The sequence below is a fragment of the Neorhizobium sp. T25_27 genome, from assembly GCF_002968565.1.
Classification (GTDB): Bacteria; Pseudomonadota; Alphaproteobacteria; order Rhizobiales; family Rhizobiaceae; genus Neorhizobium; species Neorhizobium tomejilense.
Genome location: NZ_PVBJ01000012.1, coordinates 62,669 through 87,698, shown reverse-complemented (window position 1 = coordinate 87,698; position 25,030 = coordinate 62,669). Strand labels below are relative to the sequence as shown.

Annotated in this window: 21 protein-coding genes; 7 read left to right on the top strand and 14 right to left on the bottom strand. The window is 60.6% G+C overall.

The features are described from left to right. Positions 1-21 precede the first annotated feature (21 nt). The 3 genes from C5J24_RS26440 to htpX form a co-directional block, all read right to left on the bottom strand. Positions 22-1,704 (bottom strand): heparinase II/III family protein, encoded by a 1,683-nt coding sequence (locus tag C5J24_RS26440; protein ID WP_105404434.1) that lies wholly within the window; start codon positions 1,702-1,704, stop codon positions 22-24. A gap of 100 nt (positions 1,705-1,804) precedes the next feature. Beyond that, positions 1,805-3,223, bottom strand: coding sequence for an RsmB/NOP family class I SAM-dependent RNA methyltransferase (locus tag C5J24_RS26435; RefSeq protein ID WP_105422155.1), 1,419 nt, complete (start codon positions 3,221-3,223; stop codon positions 1,805-1,807). After that, positions 3,214-4,176: a zinc metalloprotease HtpX gene (gene htpX / locus C5J24_RS26430; RefSeq protein WP_105422306.1), complete on the bottom strand. Its 963-nt coding sequence runs from the start codon at positions 4,174-4,176 to the stop codon at positions 3,214-3,216. Before htpX ends, C5J24_RS26435 begins: the two co-directional genes overlap by 10 nt. A 123-nt stretch (positions 4,177-4,299) precedes the next feature. On the opposite strand from htpX, the gene C5J24_RS26425 reads away from it, so the two are divergent. Continuing rightward, the gene (locus C5J24_RS26425) at positions 4,300-4,518 is read left to right on the top strand and encodes a DUF1674 domain-containing protein (protein WP_046668133.1); all 219 of its coding nucleotides are present in this window, start codon (positions 4,300-4,302) and stop codon (positions 4,516-4,518) included. Positions 4,519-4,567: 49 nt separating this feature from the next. Further along, positions 4,568-5,014, top strand: coding sequence for a thermonuclease family protein (locus C5J24_RS26420; RefSeq protein ID WP_105422153.1), 447 nt, complete (start codon positions 4,568-4,570; stop codon positions 5,012-5,014). A gap of 38 nt (positions 5,015-5,052) precedes the next feature. Here the strand turns inward: C5J24_RS26420 and acs are convergent, their stop codons facing one another. Further along, positions 5,053-7,005 carry an acetate--CoA ligase gene (acs, locus tag C5J24_RS26415; protein WP_105422151.1) on the bottom strand — a complete coding sequence of 651 codons (1,953 nt, stop codon included), beginning with the start codon at positions 7,003-7,005 and terminating at the stop codon, positions 5,053-5,055. Between the two features lie 239 nt (positions 7,006-7,244). On the opposite strand from acs, the gene C5J24_RS26410 reads away from it, so the two are divergent. Beyond that, on the top strand, positions 7,245-7,961 hold the full coding sequence (locus tag C5J24_RS26410; protein WP_105404833.1) for a DUF1013 domain-containing protein: 717 nt from the start codon (positions 7,245-7,247) through the stop codon (positions 7,959-7,961). Positions 7,962-8,017: 56 nt separating this feature from the next. On the opposite strand, the gene C5J24_RS26405 is transcribed toward C5J24_RS26410, so the two are convergent. Then, positions 8,018-9,949, bottom strand: coding sequence for a propionyl-CoA synthetase (locus C5J24_RS26405; RefSeq protein WP_105422149.1), 1,932 nt, complete (start codon positions 9,947-9,949; stop codon positions 8,018-8,020). Positions 9,950-10,055: 106 nt separating this feature from the next. Continuing rightward, complete coding sequence (locus C5J24_RS26400; protein WP_105422147.1) at positions 10,056-10,715, bottom strand: YggS family pyridoxal phosphate-dependent enzyme; 660 nt, start codon at positions 10,713-10,715, stop codon at positions 10,056-10,058. A gap of 177 nt (positions 10,716-10,892) precedes the next feature. On the opposite strand from C5J24_RS26400, the gene leuS reads away from it, so the two are divergent. Genes leuS through holA form a run of 3 tightly spaced genes read left to right on the top strand, consistent with a single transcriptional unit; the run spans position 10,893 to position 15,101 of the window. Then, positions 10,893-13,523, top strand: a complete 2,631-nt coding sequence (leuS, locus tag C5J24_RS26395; protein ID WP_105422145.1) for a leucine--tRNA ligase — start codon at positions 10,893-10,895, stop codon at positions 13,521-13,523. Next, positions 13,513-14,082, top strand: a complete 570-nt coding sequence (locus C5J24_RS26390) for a hypothetical protein (protein WP_105422143.1) — start codon at positions 13,513-13,515, stop codon at positions 14,080-14,082. Before leuS ends, C5J24_RS26390 begins: the two co-directional genes overlap by 11 nt. Continuing rightward, complete coding sequence (gene holA / locus C5J24_RS26385; RefSeq protein ID WP_105422141.1) at positions 14,070-15,101, top strand: DNA polymerase III subunit delta; 1,032 nt, start codon at positions 14,070-14,072, stop codon at positions 15,099-15,101. The genes C5J24_RS26390 and holA overlap by 13 nt, the downstream gene beginning before the upstream one ends. 10 nt (positions 15,102-15,111) lie before the next feature. Here holA and C5J24_RS26380 read toward each other — a convergent pair whose 3' ends face one another. The 8 genes from C5J24_RS26380 to hemE all read right to left on the bottom strand — a co-directional run bounded on the left by C5J24_RS26380 (position 15,112) and on the right by hemE (position 23,798). Next, the gene (locus tag C5J24_RS26380) at positions 15,112-15,993 is read right to left on the bottom strand and encodes a ParB/RepB/Spo0J family partition protein (RefSeq protein WP_105422139.1); all 882 of its coding nucleotides are present in this window, start codon (positions 15,991-15,993) and stop codon (positions 15,112-15,114) included. Positions 15,994-16,021: 28 nt separating this feature from the next. Further along, on the bottom strand, positions 16,022-16,813 hold the full coding sequence (locus tag C5J24_RS26375) for a ParA family protein (RefSeq protein WP_046636706.1): 792 nt from the start codon (positions 16,811-16,813) through the stop codon (positions 16,022-16,024). Between the two features lie 15 nt (positions 16,814-16,828). Continuing rightward, positions 16,829-17,446, bottom strand: a complete 618-nt coding sequence (gene rsmG, locus C5J24_RS26370; protein ID WP_105422137.1) for a 16S rRNA (guanine(527)-N(7))-methyltransferase RsmG — start codon at positions 17,444-17,446, stop codon at positions 16,829-16,831. Further along, positions 17,447-19,327, bottom strand: coding sequence for a tRNA uridine-5-carboxymethylaminomethyl(34) synthesis enzyme MnmG (gene mnmG, locus C5J24_RS26365; protein ID WP_105422135.1), 1,881 nt, complete (start codon positions 19,325-19,327; stop codon positions 17,447-17,449). 45 nt (positions 19,328-19,372) lie between these two features. Next, entirely contained in the window at positions 19,373-20,674 is a 1,302-nt protein-coding gene (gene mnmE / locus C5J24_RS26360; RefSeq protein WP_205412863.1) for a tRNA uridine-5-carboxymethylaminomethyl(34) synthesis GTPase MnmE, read from the bottom strand. Positions 20,675-20,763: 89 nt separating this feature from the next. Then, a complete protein-coding gene (gene rho, locus C5J24_RS26355; protein WP_105404823.1) occupies positions 20,764-22,029 on the bottom strand; it encodes a transcription termination factor Rho in 1,266 nt (421 codons plus the stop codon). 192 nt (positions 22,030-22,221) lie between these two features. Beyond that, positions 22,222-22,767, bottom strand: a complete 546-nt coding sequence (hemJ, locus tag C5J24_RS26350; protein WP_105404822.1) for a protoporphyrinogen oxidase HemJ — start codon at positions 22,765-22,767, stop codon at positions 22,222-22,224. Further along, entirely contained in the window at positions 22,764-23,798 is a 1,035-nt protein-coding gene (gene hemE / locus C5J24_RS26345; RefSeq protein WP_105422131.1) for a uroporphyrinogen decarboxylase, read from the bottom strand. Before hemE ends, hemJ begins: the two co-directional genes overlap by 4 nt. A 404-nt stretch (positions 23,799-24,202) precedes the next feature. On the opposite strand from hemE, the gene C5J24_RS26340 reads away from it, so the two are divergent. After that, entirely contained in the window at positions 24,203-25,024 is an 822-nt protein-coding gene (locus C5J24_RS26340) for a pyruvate, water dikinase regulatory protein (RefSeq protein ID WP_046636701.1), read from the top strand. The last annotated feature ends 6 nt before the right edge of the window (positions 25,025-25,030 follow it).

Sequence of the window (25,030 nt, the reverse complement as noted above, 5' to 3'; positions counted from 1 at the left end):
CTTGGCGGAAGAAGAAACGGCCTATTCGCCGCGTCTCAGCATCCAGCGTATTTCCGAAGTCTCCGGCGGAGAAAACTCGATGACGAGCTGCTGGCTCGGCCGCACGCCGGAGACGTCGGCAAAGAAGATGTCCTCGTCGATCATCACCTGCAGCCCCGGTGCCGCAAAGATCCAGGTCTCTCCATCCGGCGCACGCATGCTGACGCTTTCCTCGTCCCGGCGCGACAGCGTGATGACCGGATGGATGTGGAAACGCGCCACCGCCAGGAACGGCCCGCTTTCGGCCACCTCGCCCTCCGGCAGGAAGAGCCTATCGTGGCCCTTGATCTTGTTGCCCTTCACATTGAGGCCGATCTCGCGTTCGTGGAAATAACCGAACTGGTGGACGTAGCCGTCGTGGCTGGCCCGCAGCCAGTCATTGCCGTGCAAGTCGTCCCAGCGCTCGACCTCCACCTCCGACACGCCGCCGAGCAGCATGGAGCCTGCGAACCGGGACCGGATGATGCGGCTGGACGACGTCTCATTGAGCGTTACCGTCGAATGGGCGGGCGTCGAGCGTGCCATGTGCCGGTAGTTCCGCCCTGCATATTTCGGCGAACCGCAATTGACGATGAAGCGGTGCCGGCCGGCCGACATCTCGAAGGACAGGCAGCCCGCATGCGCCCCGCGGGAAAGCCCTGGAGAGAGCGGGCGGCCGGTATCGACGATCAGCGTCGTGCCATCCGCCGAGAGGCGATGATAGTTCATGTGCGGCAGCGCCTTGAACGGCTTGCCGGCCGTCTCGTCATAACGCAGCACCGACATCAGCTCGCTCGCAGGCGTCGAGCTCGCACCATTGAACAGCGCCAGGTCACCGTCCTGGTGCCGGAAGAAGCGGAGCGCCGGATACATGCGATCGATCGTCGGGATGAGCTTCTGCGGCAGGTCGTGGCCGAGATTGATATAGGTCTGGCGAAGCGGCAGGAGATCGATCAGCAGGTCGAGCACCGCACGCGGATTGCGCGACACATGCCCGCCATCGGCAAGGATCTGACGTTCAAGCTCCCGATCCAGGCGCCTGCCCTCGCGCCTGATATAGGCGGCCCGTGTCGGCATCGAGATCGAGGCCATGGCAAGCGCGATCCTGAGCCTCAGCCGCGTATCGCCCTCCGGCGTGCAGCCGGCTATCTTCCTCAGATACCGGACCTGATAGGCGAGGCTTTTCATGAAGCGGCGGTAGAAGCCGGCTTCTGCGCCCTGCAGCACGACGGTGGAATGCGAAAGCCAGGCGATCACCCGCTCCGCTGCGACATGCGCTTCCCACGCAATGCCCTGCGGCCGTCGACCATAAAGCGCGATCCAGTCCGCGACCACCTGTCGGGCGCTGGCACAGGCAGCTTCCGTCTTGTTGGTGCGGATATGGCGGAGCCAGGCGAAGGAATGCAGCCGCTCTGCTGCCGCCCGCGACGGCAGCTCGACGGAGAACGGCGATTGACCGTAGGTTTCGAGAATTCGCCCCGCGAGCGGGAACCGCCCTTCCAGGATTTCCTCCGCCACGAACGGATCGAGCGCCCTCAGATCAGTTGGCGCGACGATCAGCCGATCCGGTACCTGCATGGAAAACGAGGTCGCGGCCAGACGGAATCCGGCGGAACGCCGGCAAAGGCGTCGCCAGATTTCCCGCAAGCCGAAGGACATCAGCCTTCGGCGATCCGCGAGCCGCATCTTCAATCTGGAATACTCCGCAGGAATCAGCCTCCGCCCCGCCGGCGGGAATCAACTATTAGATTGTTCGAAAGTATCAGTCCGTATGGTGAAGAAAACCTTACCGCACCTGAAGGACGCTCGCGAAGAAGCCATCCATGCCGCCAACAAAATTTTCGCTGGCGGGCAGCATGGCCGGCGTGGTGCGGAATTCGCCGAGCGGCGAGATCGCCCCCTCCAGTCCCGGCCAGTCCTCAGGGTTGACGGCCACGCGTTTCAATTCGGGATGGTCCTTGAGCACGCGCACGACCAGTTCCTCCCCCTCCAGCGAATCGAGCGAGCAATTGGAGAAAACGATAATGCCGCCCGGTTTCACCAGCGTGACGGCGTGGCGCAGCATCTTTTCCTGCAGAGCGGCGAGCTTCGTCACATCCTCCGGTCCCTTGGTCCAGAACACATCCGGATGCCGGCGCGTCGTGCCGGTCGAGGAACAGGGCGCATCGAGCAGCACGCCATCAAGCGGTTCCGCCGGCTTGAAATCGAAAAGGTCGCCGCCGACCAGTTCCGCCTCGTAACCGAGCCGCCCGAGGTTTTCTTTCAGCCGTGCCAGCCGGTTGCCGGATTGCTCGACTGCGATCACCTCGGCACCGGCCGCGATCAGCTGTGCCGTCTTGCCGCCGGGGGCGGCGCAGAGGTCGGCGACCTTCTTGCCCTTCAGGTCGCCGAACAGCTTTGCGGGAATGCTGGCGGCGACATCCTGCACCCACCAGACGCCTTCATCGAACCCTTCGAGCGCGGAAACCGCGCCATCGAAGGCCGCGAGGCGAATGCTGCCGGTCGGCAGAACCGTGCCGCCGAGCTTTTCGGCCCAGGCTGCGGGATCGGATTTGACCGTTAGGTCGATGGCCGCCGGAACAAGCTGAGCTTCGGCGATACGATCCGCCTCCGCCTCGCCATAGAGGGCGACCAGGCGCTTGCGGAACCAGGCCGGCACCGGGGAAATGGTGGCCGTGGCAGCAAGGATATCGTCCTTTTCCCGATCCAGCCGGCGCAGCACCGCATTCACCAGCTTGGCAAAGCGGCGGTTACGCGGGTCGCGATTGGCCTGTTCGACCGCAAGGTCGACGGCGGCATGCGGTGGCACGTCGAGATGCAGGATCTGCGCGGCGGCGATCACCAGCACATGGTGAAGCGCCCGCGCGCCTTCCGGCAGCGGCGTATCGATCAGCGAAGCGATCGCCGCCTCGATGCGCGGCAGGTGACGGAGTGCGGTATTGAGAATGGCGCGTGTCAGCGCCCGGTCGGCATCGCTGAGCGCCCTATAGGCCGGATTGCCATGGACGAGGTCGAGCATGCCGTCGAGCGAGATCTTTCTTTCGACGACGGCCGCCAGAAGCTTTGCGGCCGTGACCCGAACCTCGAGACCTGCCTTGAAGGGACCGCTTTCCTTCTCCGAGTGAGCCGGCTTCCTGCGCTGTTCCGCAGGCTTGCCTGCTGGCTTGTAAGGCTTCTTGTTCTTCTTGGCTTCGTTCAAGACCAGGGACCTTTGCGCCGTTCATCCGAGCCGCGGCCCCAACCGGTATTCGGAACGGAGCGCGCGGTGCGCTGCGGTCTATCAGCCTGGAACCCGGCCGTCGAGGCACCACCACCGAACTCCCCGGCCATCTGCTGGAGCGCGGCGATACGGTTCTCGGTGTTCGGATGGGTCGAGAACAGGTTGTCCATCCGCTCGCCCGACAGCGGGTTGATGATGAACATATGCGCCGTAGCGGGGTTGCGCTCGGCCTCGTAGTTCGGGATCTGATGCGCCGCACCGGCGATCTTGCCGAGTGCGGAGGCGAGCCACAACGGGTTGCCGCAGATCTCTGCACCGCGACGGTCGGCCGAATATTCGCGCGTCCGGCTGATCGCCATCTGCACCAGCATCGCCGCGAACGGAGCGACGATCATCGCCACCAGCACGCCGACGAAACCGAGCGGATTGTTGTTCTCCCGATTGCCACCAAAGAAGAAGGCGAAATTGCCGAGCATCGAGATCGCGCCGGCAAGCGTCGCGGTGATCGTCATCGTCAGCGTATCGCGGTTCTGGATATGCGCGAGCTCATGCGCCATCACGCCCGCCACTTCCTCATGCGTCAGCCGCTGCATCAGCCCGGTGGAAGCCGCGACCGCGGCGTTCTGCGGGTTGCGGCCGGTCGCAAAGGCATTCGGCTGCGGATTGTCGTAGACATAGACTTTCGGCATCGGCAGGCCGGCATTGGCCGAAAGATCGCGGATCATGTTGTAGAATTCCGGCGCGCTGCGCGCATCGACCTCCTGCGCATGGTAGGCCGACAGAACCATCTTGTCGGAATTCCAGTAGGAAAACAGGTTCATCCCGGCCGCGATCACCAACGCGATCATCATGCCGCCCGTGCCGCCGATCAGAAAGCCGATCCCCATGAAGAGGGCCGTCATGAAGGCCAGAAGCATGGCGGTGCGCATTACATTCATCGTCATCTCTCCCGTTGCCGATATCGCCCCACGGCAGTTAAAGGGTTTTCCACTGGGCGCGAACGCCTTATGATGTGGTCAATTCGACCAGAATTTTCAATAATCCACCCGGCGAAGGCCACGATGCAAAGCGCAGATAACGACAATTCAGAAATCATACCGGAAGAAGGCGCGCCCAAGAAGCCACTTTCCCCAGCCGCCGAGCGCGCGCTCAAGGAAGCAGAAGAACGCCGCCAGGCGGCCGCCAAGGCCGAAACGCCGCAAGAATTCGGCGGCCGCGGCGGCGCCGACCCCGCCCGCTTCGGCGACTGGGAGATCAACGGCCGGGCGATCGATTTCTAAGTAAATATTCCTATTGACTTCGCTAATGGATCGGAATTTATTCCTTTCCATGATCAAGGCGCTTCTGATTCTCGCTGGCATCGCCGCGGTGTTCGCCACCGAAGCAGAAGCGCGTGACGAGATTTCCGGACCGGTGGCGGCGGAAATCCTGCGGGTTATCGACGGCGATACGCTGCTGGTCGAAGCGCAGCCCTGGCCGCAGCAGAAGATGGAAGTTTATGTGCGTATTCGGGGCATCGATGCGCCGGAGCTAAAATCGAAATGCGAGCGGCTTCGCGAGGCGGGCATCGACGCCCAACGGGCGCTCGAAGCGCTGACCGCCCAATCACGCAAGATTCAGCTCACCCATATTTCCGGCGACAAATATTTCGGCCGCATTGTCGCAGACGTGGTGCTCTCCGATGGCCGCAGCGCCGGCGGCGACCTGCTGCTCGCTGGCCTCGTGCAGACCTATGATGGCGGACGCAAGCCGCGCGAGACCTGCGACCTCAACTGAAAAGGCCGCCCAGTTTCCCGAGCGGCCTTTGGGTTCGATCAGCCCGCCTTGTTCTGGCGGTTGGCGATCAGGTCGTCGACCACGCCGGGATCGGCAAGCGTCGAGATATCCCCGAGCGCGCCGAAATCATCCTCTGCGATCTTGCGCAGGATGCGGCGCATGATCTTGCCGGAGCGGGTTTTTGGCAGGCCGGGTGCGAACTGGATCTTGTCGGGTTGGGCGATCGGTCCGATCTCCTGGCGCACGTGCTTCACCAGTTCCTGGCGCAGCGCGTCATCACCGTCATGGCCGGCCATCAGGGTTACGTAGCAATAGATGCCCTGGCCCTTGATATTGTGCGGATAACCGACGACCGCGGCCTCCGACACCAGATGGTGCGAGACGAGTGCCGACTCCACTTCCGCCGTGCCGAGACGGTGGCCGGAAACGTTCAGCACGTCGTCGACGCGGCCGGTGATCCAGTAATAACCGTCCTCGTCGCGCCGGCAGCCGTCACCGGTGAAATATTTGCCCTTGTAGGTCGAGAAATAGGTCTGGATGAAGCGCTCATGGTCGCCATAGACCGTGCGCATCATGCCCGGCCAGCTGTCTGCGATGCAGAGGTTGCCGTCGGCCGCCCCTTCCAGCACCTTGCCCTCGTTGTCGACCAATTCCGGTTTCACGCCGAAGAACGGTACGGTCGCCGAACCCGGCTTCAGGTCGGTGGCCCCCGGCAGCGGCGTGATCATGTGGCCGCCGGTTTCCGTCTGCCACCAGGTATCGACCACCGGGCAGCGCTTGTCGCCGACCACGTTGTAATACCACTCCCAGGCTTCCGGATTGATCGGCTCGCCGACCGTGCCGAGCAGACGCAGGCTTGTCCGCGAGGAGCGTTTCACGAACTCGTCGCCGGCGCCCATCAGCGAGCGGATCGCCGTCGGGGCGGTGTAGAAAATGTTGACCTTGTGCTTGTCGATGATTTCCCAGAAACGGCCCTGGTCCGGGAAGTTCGGCACGCCTTCGAACATCAGCGAGGTGGCACAGTTCGCCAGCGGCCCGTAGACGATGTAGGAATGGCCGGTCACCCAACCCACGTCCGCCGTGCACCAGTAGATGTCGCCGTCATGGTAGTCGAACGTGTATTCGTGGGTCATCGCCGCGAAGACGAGGTAACCGCCGGTCGTGTGCAGCACGCCTTTCGGCTTGCCGGTCGAACCGGACGTGTAGAGGATGAACAGCGGATCTTCCGCCTTCATCTTTACCGGTTCGCAATGCTCCTTCACGGTGGCGATTTCCTGGTGGTACCAGAGGTCGCGCCCGGGCGCCCAGCCGGTCTTGCCGCCGGTGCGGCGCACCACCACGACCTTGTTGACGATCACGTGCTGGCGGGCCGCGATATGGATCGCCGTATCGGTATTGTCCTTGAGCGGCACCGGCTTGCCGCCGCGCACGCCCTCGTCGCAGGTGATCACAAAAGTGGACTGGCAGTCGATGATGCGGCCGGCCAGCGCTTCCGGCGAGAACCCGCCGAACACGACCGAATGCACCGCGCCGATACGGGCGCAGGCGAGCATCGCATAGGCCGCTTCGGGGATCATCGGCATGTAGATGGTGACGCGGTCGCCCTTCTTGACGCCGTGCTTCTTCAAGACGTTGGCGAGCCGGCAGACCTGATCGTAAAGCTGGTTATAGGTGATCTTCTTGTCGATATAGGGATTGTCGCCTTCCCAGATCAGCGCCGTGCGCTCTCCATGGGTCTTCAGGTGGCGGTCGATGCAATTGTAGGAAACGTTGGTCAGGCCGTCCTCGAACCACTTGATCGAGACCTTGCCCTTGAAGGAGGTATTCTTGACCTTGGTATAAGGCTTGAACCAGTCGATGCGCCTTCCATGTTTGCCCCAGAACTTGTCCGGGTCCTCAACGCTCTCCTCGTACCACTTTTCGTATTTATCCTTGTCGATGAGCGCCTTCGCTTTGGCAGACTTGAGGACCGGGTAGACTTTTTCCGACATGAACACCTCCCTGAATTGGCACGCATGACGACGCATCGAGCCGTCAGCGATATGTGCCGCATTCATAACAGGTGAGGCAAGGGCGGCAATTAGACAAACGGTTCATCTCGGTGCGACGATCTCGCTTCAAAGATTTGCAATTCTGTCCCAATTCGATTATAGGGCGGTAAATTCCCGGAAATTGTGGTTGATACCCACGGCCCGCGACACCGGCGCGGACGGACAGAGGACCTATACCCATGGCTCAACAATTGCTCATGCCGAAGGCGACCGCTGTATGGCTGGTCGACAATACCGCGCTTTCCTTCGAACAGATCGCCAATTTCTGCAAGCTCCACCCGCTCGAGGTGAAGGCGATTGCAGATGGCGAAGCGGCGCAGGGCATCAAGGGCCTGGACCCGATCGCCACCGGCCAGCTTTCGCGCGATGAAATCGAACGCGGCGAAAAGGACGTCAATCACAAGCTGAAGCTTTCGGAGCCGAAGGTTCGCGTGCCGGAATCGAAACGCCGCGGCCCGCGCTACACGCCGGTCTCCAAGCGCCAGGACCGCCCGAACGCAATTCTCTGGCTGGTTCGCAACCATCCGGAACTGAAAGACGCACAGATTTCCCGCCTCGTCGGCACTACCAAGTCGACGATCGAGCAGATCCGCGAGCGCACCCACTGGAACTCGACCAACCTGACGCCGATGGATCCGGTGACGCTCGGCCTCTGCAGCCAGATCGACCTCGACCTCGAAGTCGAACGCGCTTCCAAGGGCCGTCCGCTGCCGACCGCTGCCGAACTCGGCGCTTCCCTGCAGCCTGCGGCTGAAACCGAAAACCTCGGCTTCAGCTATCGCAACGAGCGCGAGGAAGAGAAGGAAAAGGAGATCGACGCGGACGCCGTTTTCGCCAAGCTCTCGTCGCTCAAGTCCACCCGTCGCGACGACGACGAGGAAGACGAGCGCTTCTGATCGAACCATTTCGATTGCATGAAAAGGCCCCGGAGACGATCCGGGGCTTTTTTCGTTCAGGCGCTCTGTTTCAGGCCACTGCCCTCGCGGGCATAACCGTTCGCCTTCAGGATTGCAGTGATCTCGTCCAGCACCGCTGCGTCCTCGATCGTCGCCGGCATTTTCCACGGCATGTCGTCGGCAATCTTCTGCATGGTGCCGCGCAATATCTTGCCCGATCGGGTCTTCGGCAGCTTGTGAACCACCATGACCGTCTTGAACGCCGCGACCGGCCCGATCTCGTTGCGCACGATTTCGGCCACTTCTCTCGCGATATCAGCGGTTTCCCGTGAAACATGGTTCTTCAGCACCATGAAGCCGCAGGGGATCTGCCCCTTCGTTGCGTCGTGCACGCCGATCACCGCGCATTCGGCGACGTCCGGATGTTTGGCGCAGGCTTCCTCCATGGCCCCTGTCGAAAGCCGATGGCCGGCGCAGTTGATGATGTCGTCGGTGCGCGCCATCACGAAGATATAACCCTCTTCGTCCATCACCCCGGCATCTGCCGTCTTGTAGTAGCCCGGGAACTCGTCGAGGCATGCTTCGCGGAACCGCTGGTCGGCATTCCAGAAGCTGACCAGACAGCCGGGCGGCAGCGGCAATTTTATAACGATATTGCCGAGCGTGCCGCGCGGCACCGGATGGCCGGCATCGTCCAGCACGTCGAGCGCATAACCGGGCATCGGCCGCGTCGGCGAACCGTGCTTGACCGGCATCAGACCGAGCCCGACGGTGTTGGCGGCGACAGGCCAGCCCGTCTCCGTCTGCCACCAGTGATCGATCACCGGAATCTTGAGCTTCTGCTCGGCCCATTTCAGCGTTTCCGAATCGGCCCGCTCCCCAGCAAGGAACAGGGCGCGCATTCCGGTCAGATCGTATTTCCCAACCAGCTCGCCCTCCGGATCGTCGCGGCGGATCGCCCGAAAAGCCGTCGGCGCCGTGAACAGCACTTTCACGTCGTGATCGCTGACGACCCGCCAGAACGTGCCGGCATCCGGCGTGCCGACCGGCTTGCCCTCGAAGATCACGCTTGTATTGCCGGTCAGGAGTGGCCCGTAGACGATATAGGAATGGCCGACGACCCAGCCTATATCGGATGCCGTCCAGAACACCTCCCCCGGCTTAACGCCAAAAATGTTCTCCATGCTCCAATGCAGCGCCACCATGTGCCCGCCATTGTCGCGCACGACCCCCTTCGGCTGGCCGGTCGTCCCGGACGTATAGAGGATGTAGAGCGGATCGGTGGCCTTGACCGGTACGCACGGCACATCCCTGCCCCGCGCCTTTTCGACGGCCTCGGCGAAATCCAACTCTCCACGCTCCGGCCGCAGTTCCGCCTGGAGCTCTTCGCGCTGCAGGATGAGGCAATGATTGGGTTTCACGTGGGCGAGCTCGATCGCCTGGTCGAGCAGCGGCTTATAGGCGATAGTGCGGCCCGGCTCGAGGCCGCAGCTCGCACTGACCACCAGTTTCGCTTCCGAATCGTTCAGCCGTGCCGCCAGCTCCTGCGCCGCGAAGCCGCCGAACACCACCGAATGCACCGCTCCCAGCCGGGCACAGGCAAGCATCGAGAAGATCGCTTCCGGCACCATCGGCATGTAGATGACGACGCGATCGCCCTTTCCGATGCCGAGATCACCCATAACCGCTGCGATCGCCTTCACCTCGTCGAGGACCTCGGCATAGGTGAAGCTCTTCTGCTTTCCCGTCATGGCGCTGTCGTGGATGAAGGCGCGCTGCCCACCTCGGCCGGCCGCAACATGCCGGTCGAGGCAGTTGTGGCAGGTATTGGTCTCGCCGCCGGTAAACCAGCGCCCGTAGACGCCTTCGTCCTTGTCGAAGATCTTCTCCGGTTCCTTGAACCACTCGATGGCAGCGGACGCGCCTCTCCAGAATCCCTCCGGATCCTTTTGCCAGCCTTCATAGATGTCGAAATAGCGGCTTTGCATCTGCACCTCCCGTCACATGAGCACAGCCCGGAATGGTCAATCTAGGGTGCGGGAGAGGTGCGGGAAAGCCCGACGAAAGCGCTAGGTCCTTGGCGAAAGCCTGTTTTCAGCGTGAGCCGAAGATGGCCGAGCCGACCCGAACGCTAGTCGCCCCGAATTCGACGGCGGTCTCAAAATCGCCGGACATGCCCATGGAAAGCTTTTCGACGCCACATTCGCTGGCGAGCTTGGCAAGCATCGCAAAATGCGGCCCCGGATTTTCCTCGGCCGGCGGAATGCACATCAGCCCCTCGATCGAAAGCCCGAGCTCCTTGCGGCAAAGCTCCACGAAGGCAACGGTCTGCTTCGGCTCGATCCCCGCCTTCTGCGGCTCGAGCCCGGTATTGACCTGCACATAGAGTTTTGGCGCCTTGCCCTGCTTCCTGATCTCGTCGGCAAGCGCGCGGGCGATCTTTTCCCGGTCCACCGTCTCGATGACATCGAACAGCGCCACGGCATCGGCGGCCTTGTTGGATTGCAGCGGCCCGATCAGATGCAGTTCGATCTCAGGCGTCTCGGCCTTCAGTTCCGGCCACTTGCCCTGGCTCTCCTGCACGCGGTTTTCGCCGAATATCCGTTGTCCGGCTGATATCACCGGTCGAATGTCCTGCACGTCGAACGTCTTCGAAACCGCCACGAGCGTCACCGACCCTGCGGGTCGCTTCGAGAGGCGCTCTACCTTCCCGATCCGTGCCTTCACATCCCGCAGCCGTTCTTCGACGCTCATGACCCATGCCTTCCGCTTTTCTTGCAAGCTCAGCGCTTAGCCCTCATATAAGGCCGTGCCAAGGGTGTTTCGCCCTGAACTTGGCCTTTCCCGCCCCTGTAAAACTTGACGCTTGCAGGGTTTCATGGTGAAGGTCTCGCCCGACTCTTGATCCTGTTTTCCCGGAATATCATTGAAATGGCGACTGAACGTTATAATCCGCGCGATGCCGAGCCCCGTTGGCAGCAAACCTGGAACGATGCCAAGGTTTTCGAGACCGACAACAGCGATCCGCGCGAAAAATACTACGTTCTGGAGATGTTTCCCTATCCGTCGGGCCGTATCCATATGGGCCACGTGCGCAACTACGCCATGGGCGACGTGGTCGCCCGCTACAAGCGCGCCCGCGGCTTCAACGTCCTGCACCCCATGGGCTGGGACGCTTTCGGCATGCCGGCTGAAAACGCCGCCCGCGACAACAAGGTGCATCCGAAGACCTGGACCTACCAGAACATCGAATCCATGAAGGCGCAGCTGAAGGCCATGGGCCTGTCGCTCGACTGGTCACGCGAATTTGCCACCTGCGATGTCGAATATTACCAGCAGCAGCAGCACCTCTTCCTCGACATGATGGAAAAGGGTCTGGTCTACCGTAAGCAGTCCAAGGTCAATTGGGACCCGGTCGACCAGACGGTTCTGGCCAACGAGCAGGTTATCGACGGCCGCGGCTGGCGCTCGGGTGCGCTGGTGGAGCAGCGCGACCTGGTGCAGTGGTTCTTCAAGATCACCGATTTCAGCCAGGACCTCCTCGACTCGCTCGATACGCTCGATCAGTGGCCTGAAAAGGTCCGGCTGATGCAGAAGAACTGGATCGGCCGTTCCGAGGGCCTGACGGTTCGCTGGGAAATAGTGGGTTCGACGGCACCCGCCGGCGAAAGCGAAGTCGTGGTCTACACGACCCGTCCCGACACGCTGTTCGGTGCGTCGTTCCTGGCCATCGCCGCCGACCATCCGCTGGCCAAGGTCGCAGCCGCGCAGAATCCGGCTATCGAAGCCTTCGCCGAGGAATGCCGCCATCACGGAACCTCGCTCGCAGCGCTGGAAACGGCCGAAAAGAAGGGCATCGACACCGGCGTCCGGGTCAGGCATCCGCTCGACCCATCCTGGGAACTGCCGGTCTATGTCGCGAACTTCGTGCTGATGGATTACGGTACCGGCGCCATCTTCGGCTGCCCGTCCGGCGATCAGCGCGACTTGGATTTCGCCCGTAAATACGGTTTGCCCGTCGTACCGGTCGTCATGCCGAAGGACGGCGACGCTGCGACCTTCGAGGTCGGCGACACCGCTTACGTCGATGACGGCGTCATGATCAATTCGCGTTTCCTCGACGGCAAGACGACCGAGGAAGCCTTCGAGGTGGTGGCAGACCGCCTGTCGGAAACGATCGTGGGCAACATGCCACAGGGTGAGCGCAAGGTGAATTTCCGCCTGCGCGACTGGGGTATCTCGCGCCAGCGCTACTGGGGCTGCCCGATCCCGGTTATCCATTGCGATGACTGCGGCGTCGTGCCGGTGCCGAAAGCGGACCTGCCGGTCAAGCTGCCGGACGACGTGACTTTCGACCTGCCGGGCAACCCGCTCGACCGCCATCCGACCTGGCGCCATGTTGCCTGCCCGCAATGCGGCAAGCAAGCCCGCCGTGAGACGGACACGATGGATACGTTCGTCGATTCGAGCTGGTATTTCACCCGCTTTACCGCGCCTTGGGAGAAGGATCCGACAGACCCGGCCGTCGCCAACCGATGGCTGCCGGTCGACCAGTATATCGGCGGCATCGAACACGCGATCCTGCACCTGCTCTATTCCCGTTTCTTCACCCGCGCCATGCGCGAGACCGGCCATGTCGAGGTCAAGGAGCCCTTCAAGGGCCTCTTCACGCAAGGCATGGTCGTGCACGAAACCTATCGTCGTGGCACCGGCCCCAACGGTGAATGGGTGGCCCCGGCCGACATTCGCATCGAGGAAGTGGACGGCAAACGCCGCGCCACCATGCTCGAGGGTGGCGAAGAAGTCACCATCGGCTCGATCGAGAAGATGTCGAAATCGAAGAAGAATGTTGTCGATCCGGACGATATCATCGCCTCCTACGGGGCCGATACGGCCCGCTTCTTCGTACTTTCTGACTCTCCGCCGGACCGCGACGTGATCTGGTCCGAGGCCGGTGTCGAAGGTGCTCACCGCTTTACCCAGCGCCTGTGGCGGCTGATTTCGGAGGCTTCCGAAAACCTGGCTTGCGTCGATCCGGTGCCGGCTAAGGACGGCGAGGCGCTGGCGATCTCGCAGCTTGCCCACAAGACGCTGAAGGCGGTTCAGGGCGATTACGACAAGCTCTCCTTCAACAAGGCCGTCGCGCGTATCTATGAGCTCGTAAACGCACTTGCGGCACCGCTCGCCCGGGTCGCAGGCGGCGAGGGCGATGCGGCCTATCGTGGCGCCGTACGCAACGCATCGGAAATCCTGATCCAACTCGTCGCCCCCATGACGCCGCATCTGGCCGAAGAGTGCTGGGCGGTCCTCGGCAACAGGGAACTGCTCTCCCTGGCTGCCTGGCCGCAATATGACGAAACCCTCGTCGTCGAGAACGAAGTCACACTGCCGGTCCAAATCAACGGCAAGAAGCGCGGCGAATTGACAATCGCGCGCGACGCGGATCAAAGTGCGGTCGAAGCTGCGGTTCTGGCGCTGGATGCGGTCAAAGCGGCACTTGAAGGCCGGGCGCCGAAGAAAGTAATCGTCGTCCCACAGAGGATCGTAAACATTGTCGTTTGACCGCTCTCTTCGTCGTTTTGGGTTCGTATCCAGCCTGGTAATGCTGACCGTGCTCGCCGGCTGCCAGGTTCGCCCGCTTTATTCCGAGGCTTCCGGCACGGGCGAGCGCCTTGCGTCCGTCGGCTTCGAGCAACCCCACACCCGCCTCGACCAGGTTGTCCGCAACCATCTGGTCTTCCTGACCTCCGGCGGTGCCGGCGAGTCGGCCCGTCCTGCTTACGACGTGAAGCTGGTAACCAAGAGCACGGCCTCGACCATTATCGACGACGAGGACGACGAGGACGACGACAACGTCTCTCCGACCGGCGTACCGGTCCCCGGCCGCGTTCAGGTGGACGGCACCTACACGATTAGCCGCGTCAGCGACGGGCAGGTGCTGAAGTCTGGCAAACGTCAGGTCGTTGCGCTCATCGACATTTCGGGCCAGGGCTATGCAGGTCTGCGCGCCGTTCGCGACGCCGAAAACCGTGCCGCGCGAGAACTTGCCGAGTTTATCCGCGCCGAGATCGCGATTGCGCTTTCGCGCGAACCTCAGCCGCAGACGGTATGGCAGAAGTAAAATCCCACGAATTCGATCGGTTTGCCGAGAAGAGTGCGGAACTCTACAAGATTTTCGTGATCTACGGCCCGGATCGCGGCCTCGTTTCCGAACGTGCTGCACTGATCGCGGGCAAGACGGGCATTTCCCAGGATGATCCGTTTGCGATGCTCAAACTCGACGTTTCGGACCTGCAGGGCGACCCGGGGCGGCTTCTCGATGAAGTGAATTCAATGGGCCTTTTCGGCGGTTCGAAGCTCGTTTGGCTGCGCGGCGCTGCCAACGAAAAGCCGCTCCTGGACGCAATGCAGGTTCTCGCTGACGGCCCGGCCCCAGTCAACATACTGATCGTCGAGGCCGGCGACCTCAAGAAAGGGAGCGGGCTGCGCAAGATCGCTGAGCCCTCTCGATCCATAGCTGTGATCCCCTGCTACGCGGACGATATCAAGGCTTTGAACAGCCTCATCGATTCGGAGTTGGGGAGCGAGGGCCTCAGGATCAGCCCTGGCGCCCGCCAGAGGCTCCTGGAGCTGCTTGGGGGAGACCGCGTGGCCTCCCGGAACGAAATCCGCAAACTTGCGCTTTACTGCCGTGGCACAGGTATGGTCGAAGAGGCGCAGATCGATGAAATCATCGGGGACGCGAGCGCAGTTTCAGCCGATGAGGCCGTCGACGCAATCCTCAGCGGCGATTTACCCGCTCTGCATCGCGCCATCCAGAAGATCGTTTCGTCTAAGACACCGGTCTTTCTTGTCCTGCAATCCTGCCTGAAACAATTCCAGCTGCTGGATCTGATGAAGGCGGAGATGGAGGAGAAGAAACTCCAGACCTCCCAGGTCATGATGACGCTCGGCAGGCATGTTCATTTCAAGCGGAAACCGATCATCGAAAAAGCGCTGAGAACTTGGAGTTCGCCGGCGCTCGCCCGTGAAACGGAAAGATTGCAGGCTGCAATTCTGATGTCACGACAGAGGCAGAGCCTGGAACCCAATATCGCGTTCCACACGCTGATGGCAACCGCTATTCAATCAAGTCGTTGAATAAACTAGGTTATCGCCGCTCAAGAAGGCGGCATATCTCCTCAAGCTGCTCAAGCGTGCGGTAACCGATCCTGATCTGACCGCCACCGTTCTTGTGGTTGATCTTCACGTCCAGGCCCAGTGAATCAGAAAGCGTTCGCTCCAGCGCAAGGGTATCGGAGTCCTTTTGTTCCGTCTTCGAAACGTTTGCAGGCTCCGATTGAGCCTTGATGTCGTTTTGGGCTAGCTTCTCAGCATCGCGAACTGACATACCCTTGGCGACAATCGTACGTGCCAGCGAAACCGGATCCGATGTCGTGATAAGCGCACGGGCGTGACCCGCAGAAAGGCTGCCTCCCGCCAACATGTCCCGGACCGGCTCGGGTAGCTTCAGCAAGCGGAGGCTATTGGCCACATGGCTTCGGCTTTTTCCGATGATTTCCCCAAGATCGTTCTGGGTGTAGCCATGCTCTGCAATTAGCTGATCGTAACCCAGCGCCTCTTCCAAGGGATTGAGATCTGAGCGCTGGACGTTTTCGACGATCGCGATCTCAAGCGCCGTTCGATCATCCACATCGCGAACGATGACGGGAATTTCGACCAAGCCGGCAAGCTGCGCCGCACGCCAGCGACGTTCGCCGGCGATGATCTCAAATTGATCGGCGCCGCGCGGCCGAACGACCACCGGCTGAACGATACCATGCTGGCGAATGGAGCTTGCGAGATCCTGCAGCTCACCCTCATCAAAGCTCCGGCGCGGATTCTTCGGATTGCGCGACACGTGCTCGATCGGCACCATGCGATCCGGGTTGACGCTACGGGCAGCACTGTTGACAGGTGCCGGCTGGTCCATCTCACCGATAAGAGCTGCAAGGCCGCGCCCTAGGCGCCGTTTCGAGAGGTCGTCGTTCATTCACACTACTCACTTGTCTGCAAAGCGGTCAGGCAGCCTTGCGCCTGCGTTCCCGCTGGATGACTTCAGACGCCAGCTGCAAATAGGCCTGGCTGCCGGCGCATTTCAAGTCGTAAAGGATTGCCGGCTTCCCGTAGGAAGGCGCTTCCGAAACGCGAACATTGCGCGGAATCAACGTATGGTAGACCTTTTCGCCCAGATGCGTCCGAACATCGTTGACGACCTGCTGGGCGAGGTTGTTTCGCGCGTCGAACATGGTCAGGACAATTCCCTGAATGTCGAGCGAGGGATTGACGCTGCGACGCACCTGGTCGACGGTTTCCAGCAGCTGACTCAGACCCTCCAGGGCGAAAAACTCGCACTGTAGGGGCACCAGAATAGAATGAGCCGCCGCCATGGCATTCATCGTCAAAAGGTTGAACGATGGGGGGCAATCCAGCAGAATATAGGAATAGGCCAAGGCGTCATCGCCATTCAGGGCGCTTCGAAGCTTGAACGCCCGATCGGGAGCCTGGGAGATTTCCATCTCGAACCCGAGTAGATCCATTGTCGAAGGGACGATGTGAAGGTTCGGAACCGCCGTTGCCAGCGCAGTCTCGGCGATGGAGTTGTAACCCATCAACAGGTCATAGGAGGAGATCTTGCGATCACGGCGCTCAATGCCCAGCCCGGTGCTGGCATTGCCCTGGGGATCGAGGTCCACGATCAGCACACTCTCGCCGATGGCGGCGAGCGCCGTGGCCAGGTTGATCGCCGTCGTTGTCTTGCCGACGCCACCTTTTTGGTTGGCGATCGTGATAACCCGATTTCTTTCAAACATGCGGCACCTGAAAATCTAGGGTTCTTTGTGCCTCAAATTGCTTATCTCAAGGATAACTGAATCCGGCTCGACGGCACTCTGGTGTTTTATCAGATCGAATACCCAACGACCACGGGCTTTCTCGACTTCCGCCGCGTAATCCCGGCCTTTATGAAAAAAAGCTCTTGTTTCTCTGCCGATCATCCACGCCGACGTGTAGGAAAGAAGCGGATCAAGCTCTGCAAGCGCCCTGGCTGAGATGCGCTCGCAATCTGGAAGAGCCTTCGAAGCCGATTCGATTCGCAGTGGATGAACAGAGCCTCTCGCGCCCGTCTCGCTAAGCGCCACTCGAAGAAACGCTGCCTTCTTCTGATTGCTCTCCACCAGATGAACCCACCCCTCTTGCACCTCGGCCAGAAAGATCGCGGTTATGATCCCGGGGAAACCACCTCCAGAACCAAGGTCAAGCCACTTGCATGGCTGCGGGGAAAGCTGAAAGATTTGAGCGCTGTCGGCTATATGGCGCCGCCACAGTTCGTCTAGCGTCGACGGCGCCACAAGGTTGATGGCCTTGGCCCACTTCTGGAAAAGCGCGGAAAAATGCTCAAGCTTCTCTTGCGTTTCACGTGAAACACTCTTGCCGTTCAGAAGCATTTACAGGACTCGCTTGAGGCGATCTGGTGCAGTTTCTTCTTTACGAAGTAGCGCCAGGATAAGAGCAAGGGCGGCTGGCGTCATCCCATCAACCTTGCCAGCCTGTGCAAGATTCCCCGGGTTTGCCGCCGTCAGCTTCAGTTTAAGTTCATTGGAAAGACCAGGAAGACCTGTAAAATCAAAGCCTTGCGGGATAATTCGGGCCTCGTCCCGATGGGTAGCGTGAATATCGGCTGCCTGCCGGTTCATGTAAACCGCATAGGACGCTTCAATTTCCAGGGCTTCCGCAACCTTGGGGGACAACTGCGCGAATTCAGGCCATATAGCGGTGAGGCCTCCCAACGATTGATCAGGATAAGCCAGCAGCTCATAGGCGGTTCGTCGCTGTCCGTCCTTGTTCAACTTCAGGCCATGACTATTGGCCTCGTTGGGGGTCAAATTGCGGGATCGGAGCAACTCCCGGCCTGCATCCAGCGCCTGCGTATAGGCTCGCAGCTTCGCCGCCCGCGCAGGTCCGACACAACCCAGCTCGATCGCTTTCTCCGTCAGCCGAACATCCGCGTTGTCCGCCCTGAGAGACAGCCGGTATTCGGCACGGGACGTAAACATTCGATAGGGTTCAGTCACCCCGCGAGACGTGAGATCGTCAATCATGACGCCGATATAGGAGTCGGCGCGGCTGAAATGATAGGGCTCACCGCCGGACGCTTTTTGCGTCGCATTTAATCCGGCCACCAGACCCTGCGCCGCCGCTTCTTCATAACCCGTTGTGCCATTGATCTGCCCGGCAAGGAAAAGGCCCGGAATCTTCTTCACTTCCAAGCCCGCGGTCAGTTCGCGGGGGTCCACGTGATCATATTCGATCGCGTAACCGGGCTGCATGATCGTCACTGCCTCCAGACCCGGAATTGTTCGAATGAACGCCTCCTGGACCTCGGCGGGGAGGGATGTCGAAATACCATTCGGATAGACCGTCGGATCGTCCAGGCCTTCCGGCTCCAGAAAGATCTGATGCCCGTCGCGCTCGCCGAAACGGACGATCTTGTCCTCGATCGACGGGCAATACCGCGGGCCTACCCCTTCGATCTGGCCGGAATACATCGCGGAGCGATGGATATTGTCCGAGATGATCTTGTGGGTCGCATCGGTTGTGCGCGTGACGCCGCACGCAATCTGCCTTGTGGTGATCTTGTCGGTCATGAAGGAAAAAGGAACCGGCTGTTCGTCGGCCTCCTGCAAACCGACACGGCTCCAGTCGATCGTATTTCCATCCAACCGCGCCGGAGTACCGGTCTTCAGCCGACCCAGCTGCAAGCCAAATCGCGCCAGGGTTTCAGACAATCCCAGGGAAGGGGCTTCACCGACGCGGCCGGCAGGAATCTTCTGGTCGCCGATATGAATCAGGCCGCGAAGAAAAGTTCCGGTCGTCAGAACAATTGTTACGCATCCGAATCGACGTCCGTCTTTCAATTCAACCGAGTTGACTAGCCCGTCCTCGATCCCGATATCGAAGGCATCTCCCTCGATCACAGTGAGGTTAGGGTGGTCGAAAATTTCACGCTGCATCGCAAGCCGGTAAAGCTTGCGATCGGCCTGGGTCCGAGGCCCGCGCACAGCAGGTCCCTTCTTACGATTGAGAAGCCGGAACTGGATACCGGAGGCATCCGCGACGCGGCCCATCAAACCGTCGAAGGCATCAACCTCACGCACGAGATGGCCCTTGCCGAGACCGCCGATCGCAGGGTTACAGGACATCACGCCGATGGTCTGCCGGTTATGGGTAATCAGCGCGGTGCTGGCTCCCACACGCGCGGCCGCACTCGCTGCCTCGCAGCCAGCATGTCCCCCGCCGATGACGATGACGTCGAATGTCGTTTCCATTTGCCTACCTTATGAAACAGCGCGGCTCGCCCTGTTTCACGTGAATCACTTGCCGATGCAGAACTGCGAAAAAATCACGTCAAGAAGCTGTTCCACATCGACCCGGCCGGTGATGCGGCCGAGCGACGATGCTGCGGCCCGAAGGCTCTCGGCCCGAAGATCGAGCTCTCGGCCGTTTAACGCTTCTTCGATGAAAATGGAAGCCTCTTTCAGGTACTGAAGATGTCGCTGCCGGTTGGGAACCAGCGATCCGGACCAGGTCTCGCGGAGTTTTTCCAAGATCACGGAACGAAGCTCATCCAGTCCATCCCCCGTTTCGCTGGAAATATTCAGATCGTACGCGGCCGAAGGGCGGCGTATGTCTGCCTTGGTTCCAACGCGCAGGGTCTCCGCAGTTATCCCGTCGAGGATCTGTTTCGAGTCCGAATCGATTTCCTCGAGCTGCAGGACAAGATCCGCCTGTTCGATCGCTATGTGTGCCCTTCGAACACCTTCCTGCTCAACGCGATCCTCGCTCTCACGAAGCCCGGCGGTATCGAAGAACCGTACGAGATAACCATCCATGTCGACGTCGACATGCAGAATATCCCTCGTGGTGCCGGCAATCTCCGTGACGATCGCAACATCTCGTTTCGCCAGCGCGTTGAGAAGACTGGACTTGCCGGCATTCGGAGGGCCTGCGATGACCACCTTGTATCCGTCCCGAATGATCTCCCCCGCTTTCGCAGAGGCGATATGATTCTGGATCTCGAGATAAAGATCCGCCACCTCGGTCCAGACCCTGTCCGAAACCGATCCGGGAACGTCGTCCTCATCCGCGAAGTCGAGTTCCGCTTCAATCAAGGCCCGCGCACGCGTCAATCTCTCGGCCCATTCCATATAGAGCGCCGACTGCCCGCCGAAACCCTGCTCGACCGCCAGCCGCCGTTGCATCTCGGTCTCAGCGGCAATCAGATCCGCGAGGCCCTCGACCTCCACCAGATCCAGCTTTCCGTTTTCGAACGAGCGGCGGGAAAACTCGCCCGCTTCGGCCAGACGAAGCCCGATCGCCTCCAGTTCCCGATAGACGGCGGAAACGACGGCGCGGCTGCCATGCAGGTGTATTTCAACACAGTCCTCGCCGGTAAAGGAATTCGGGCCCGGAAAGGCCAGGACCAGAGCTTGATCGATTATCGAACCGTTGCGGCTCCGAATCGTCCTGAGCGCAGACTTCCTGGCGGCCGGCAACTCCCCCACCAAAACCTGGGCAGCGTCGAATGCCAGCGTCCCGCTTATCCGGATGACCGCGACGCCCGCGGGGAGGGTGCCGCTGGAATGGGCGTAGATCGTATCGTTGACTGCCTGGATCATGGTATCAATCTATCAGAGACTGCTCCAAACTGAAAAGCGCCCGGCTAGAACCGAGCGCTCGTCGTATCCGTGAATCCGGCTAAGGATCAGGTGTTCATAGAGTCGAAGAAATCGCCGTTGGTCTTCGTCTGCTTCAGCTTGTCGATCAGGAACTCGATCGCATCCGTGGTGCCCATCGGGGCGAGGATACGGCGAAGCACGAAGATCTTCTGGAGATCCTGACGCGGCACGAGCAGGTCTTCCTTACGCGTACCGGACTTGAGGATGTCCATCGACGGGAAGATGCGCTTGTCGGCGACCTTGCGGTCGAGCACGATTTCCGAGTTGCCGGTGCCCTTGAACTCTTCGAAGATGACTTCGTCCATGCGGCTGCCGGTGTCGATCAGCGCAGTCGCAATGATCGTCAGCGAACCGCCTTCCTCGATGTTACGGGCGGCACCGAAGAAACGCTTCGGGCGTTGCAGGGCGTTGGCGTCCACGCCGCCCGTCAGCACCTTGCCGGAGGAGGGTACGACGGTGTTGTAGGCGCGGCCGAGGCGGGTGATGGAATCGAGCAGGATGACGACGTCACGGCCGTGTTCGACCAGGCGCTTTGCCTTCTCGATCACCATTTCGGCAACCTGCACGTGGCGCACGGCCGGTTCGTCGAAGGTCGAGGAAACGACCTCGCCCTTGACCGAACGCTGCATGTCCGTGACTTCTTCCGGCCGTTCGTCGATCAGCAGGACGATCAGATAACATTCCGGATGGTTGGCAGTGATCGAGTGGGCGATGTTCTGCAGGAGAACGGTCTTACCGGTGCGCGGCGGCGCGACGATCAGGCCACGCTGGCCCTTGCCGAGCGGTGCCACCAGGTCGATCACTCGGGCCGAGAGATCCTTAGAGGTCGGAACTTCCAGCTCCATCTTGAACCGCTCGTTCGGGTAAAGCGGCGTCAGGTTGTCGAAGTGAACCTTGTGACGGATTTTTTCCGGATCGTCGAAATTGATCGTATTGACCTTGAGAAGGGCAAAATAACGCTCGCCTTCCTTGGGACCGCGGATCGGGCCCTCGACCGTGTCGCCGGTCTTCAGCGAGAAGCGGCGGATCTGGGAGGGGGAGATATAGATATCATCGGGGCCGGGCAGGTAGTTTGCGTTCGCGGAACGCAGGAAACCAAACCCGTCCTGCAAGACCTCGACCACGCCTTCGCCGATGATTTCGACGTCCTGGCTCGCCAGAACCTTGAGAATCGCGAACATCAGCTCCTGCTTGCGCATCGTGCTGGCGTTCTCGACCTCGAGTGATTCGGCGAAGGTCAGCAAATCGGTAGGGGATTTGCTTTTGAGTTCTTGAAGCTTCATTTCAGCCATGAAGAGGGGACCATATTGAGAATTTCGGGGGAATTAGGCGTGTCGGTGAAATTCGCTACCGCGGAAGATGATCCGGGGACGACGGGAAATTACACGCATGCCACGAGATGAGATGGCGACGAAAATAGCGATTCACGTGGAACGCCGCAAGGGGCAAGACCGAAATCTTGCCAAAGAAAGATCAAGCCGGCATCAGAACGGTTTCACGATCACCAGAATGACGATCCCGATCATCAGAACGGTCGGGAGTTCATTCATCAAGCGCCAGTAACGCGGCGTTCTTCGCGGACCATCGACCGCGAAGTTACGCACCGCGCGGCTGAACAGCACATGCACCATTGTGAGCACCACGACAAGCCCGATCTTCGCATGCAGCCATCCGCCGCGAAATTCGTAGACGTCCCAGGCGAGAAAAAGACCGAGAACCCAGGTAATCATCATCGCCGGGTTCATGATGATCTTCAGGAGCCGCTGCTCCATCATCTTGAAGGTTTCGGACTGCGCCGAACCCGGTTCCGCGTCGCTGTGATAAATGAACAGCCGCGGCATGTACAGCAATCCGGCCATCCAGGACATCACGGCGATGACATGGAAAGCCTTGACGTAGAGAAGAAAATCACCCGGCTGAGCCAGGTAGACCGCAACCAGGATGGCGACGAAGACGGCAAGCGCGACCAGGGCCCGCAATGCCGACCGCCGGCCGGCTGTCTTGCCTGTCTGCAGCTCCTCCCCGCTCACGCCTTCGCTCCGCGCACCCGTTCGATCAGTGTCGTCACATGGTCGGGATTGGCCTCCGGCGTAATGCCATGGCCAAGGTTGAAGATCAGCGGCCCTTGCCCGAGTTTCTCGAGAATAGCATCGATGCCGTCTTCGAGCGGCCTGCCGCCGGCGACGACCCGCATCGGATCGAGGTTGCCCTGGACCGGGCCGTCCTTCTGCAGCTCGGCGGCAAACGAAAGCGGCACCGACCAGTCGAGGCCGATCGCATCCGCCCCGGTCTTCTGACGATAGGATTTCAGGTTCAGGCCGGCGCCCTTGGCGAACGCGATGATCTTCGCCTGCGGCCGCTGGCGGCGAACGATCTCGATCATCCGCGCGACGGGTTTCACCGCATAGGCTTCGAATTCCTTTTCGCCAAGCACGCCCGCCCAGGAATCGAAGATCTGCACGGCATCCGCCCCGGCATCGATCTGGGCGACCAGATATTCCGCGGAAATTTCCGCAAGAGCTGAGAGGAGCTTTTCGAAAGCCTCGGGATGTCGATAGGCAAACAACCGGGCAGGGGCCTGATCAGGCGTCCCATGGCCGGCGATCATGTAGGTGGCAACCGTCCAGGGAGCGCCACAGAAACCGAGCAGCGCAGTTTCGTCAGGGAGTTCCCGTCTCAGCCGGCGAACCGTTTCCATGACGGGAGCAAGATGGGCAAGAACGCCTTCGCCCCTCAGAGCCTGAATGCCGGCAACATCGATCGGATCCATCTGGGGACCTTCGCCCTGCACGAACCGCACGTTTCGATGGAGAGCATCCGGAATGACCAGGATATCGGAAAACAGGATCGCCGCATCGAAGCCGTAACGCCGGATCGGCTGCAAGGTCACCTCGACAGCCAGATCCGGCGTATAACAGAGATCGAGAAAACTTCCCGCTGTCGCCCGCGTTTCCCGGTATTCGGGCAGGTAACGTCCTGCCTGCCTCATCAGCCAGACAGGCGGTGGAGTGACGGTCTTGCCTTCCAGCACCTCGACGATCTTCCGGTATGAGCCGGTCAATGGGTTCTCCCTAAAAACAAAGAAATGAATCTTAAAAGGTTTTCTATTTCTTAGAGTCGGTGGGTAGCAAGGATTAAAGTCAAATCACAGCCGACGCGACGATCCGCCGCTTTGTGCTCACGTCAGGGATAAAAAATCGCATCTCGGGCAAGTTCGCTGGGACAGCATGAATTTCGCCAGTCAATTCAGAGGCATGGCGCTCTGACGGATTAGGCGCTATCTGTGGATAAGCTGGGGAGGAAAAAGCGGGGCGGAAAGCTTGTCCCCGCAACACACAAGACCACCTGATCCGCCTCCGCAAGATCTGCGAATGTGGAAAACTAGGCGGTTTTCCCGAGGCCGGGTCCGGGTCCGGGAGAACCTGATGGTCTCTCCCGAGTTATCAACAAAGGGTTAAGTTTAGCGTGGAGAACAGAAAAAACTTCTTCCATCTGCACCTCATATCTGACTCCACGGGCGAAACCCTCATTTCCGCGGGCCGCGCCGCCTCGGCTCAGTTCCAGTCGTCGCTGGCGGTGGAACATGTCTATCCGCTGATCCGTAACCGCAAACAGCTGCTGGCGGTGCTCGAGGCGCTCGACCGTGAACCGGGCATCGTTCTTTATACAATTGTCGATCAGGAACTGGCCGAACTCATCGATCAGCGATGCCGGGAAATGGGCTTGCCCTGCGTCAACGTCCTAGAACCGGTCATGGCGACCTTCCAGGCCTATCTCGGTGCGCCGTCCCGTCGCCGTGTCGGCGCCCAGCACGCGCTCAACGCGGATTATTTCAAGCGCATCGAAGCGCTCAATTTCACCATGGATCACGACGACGGCCAGATGCCGGAGGACTACGACGAGGCGGATGTCGTGCTGATCGGCATCAGCCGCACCTCGAAAACTCCGACCAGCATCTATCTTGCCAACCGCGGCATCAAAACTGCCAACATCCCGATCGTGCCGGGCGTCGATCTGCCCGACAGCCTCTATCGCGCAACCCACCCGCTGATCGTCGGCCTCGTCGCCACGACCGACCGGATCAGCCAGGTGCGTGAACACCGCGAGCTTGGCGTCACTCAAGGGTTCGACCGGCGCGATTATACGGACCGCGCGACGATCAACGAGGAGCTGAAATACGCCCGCGCACTTTGCGCCCGCCAGAATTGGCCCGTCATCGACGTAACCCGCCGGTCGATAGAGGAGACGGCAGCCGCAATCGTTGCGCTACGCCCGAAGCTGCGTTAAGCGAAT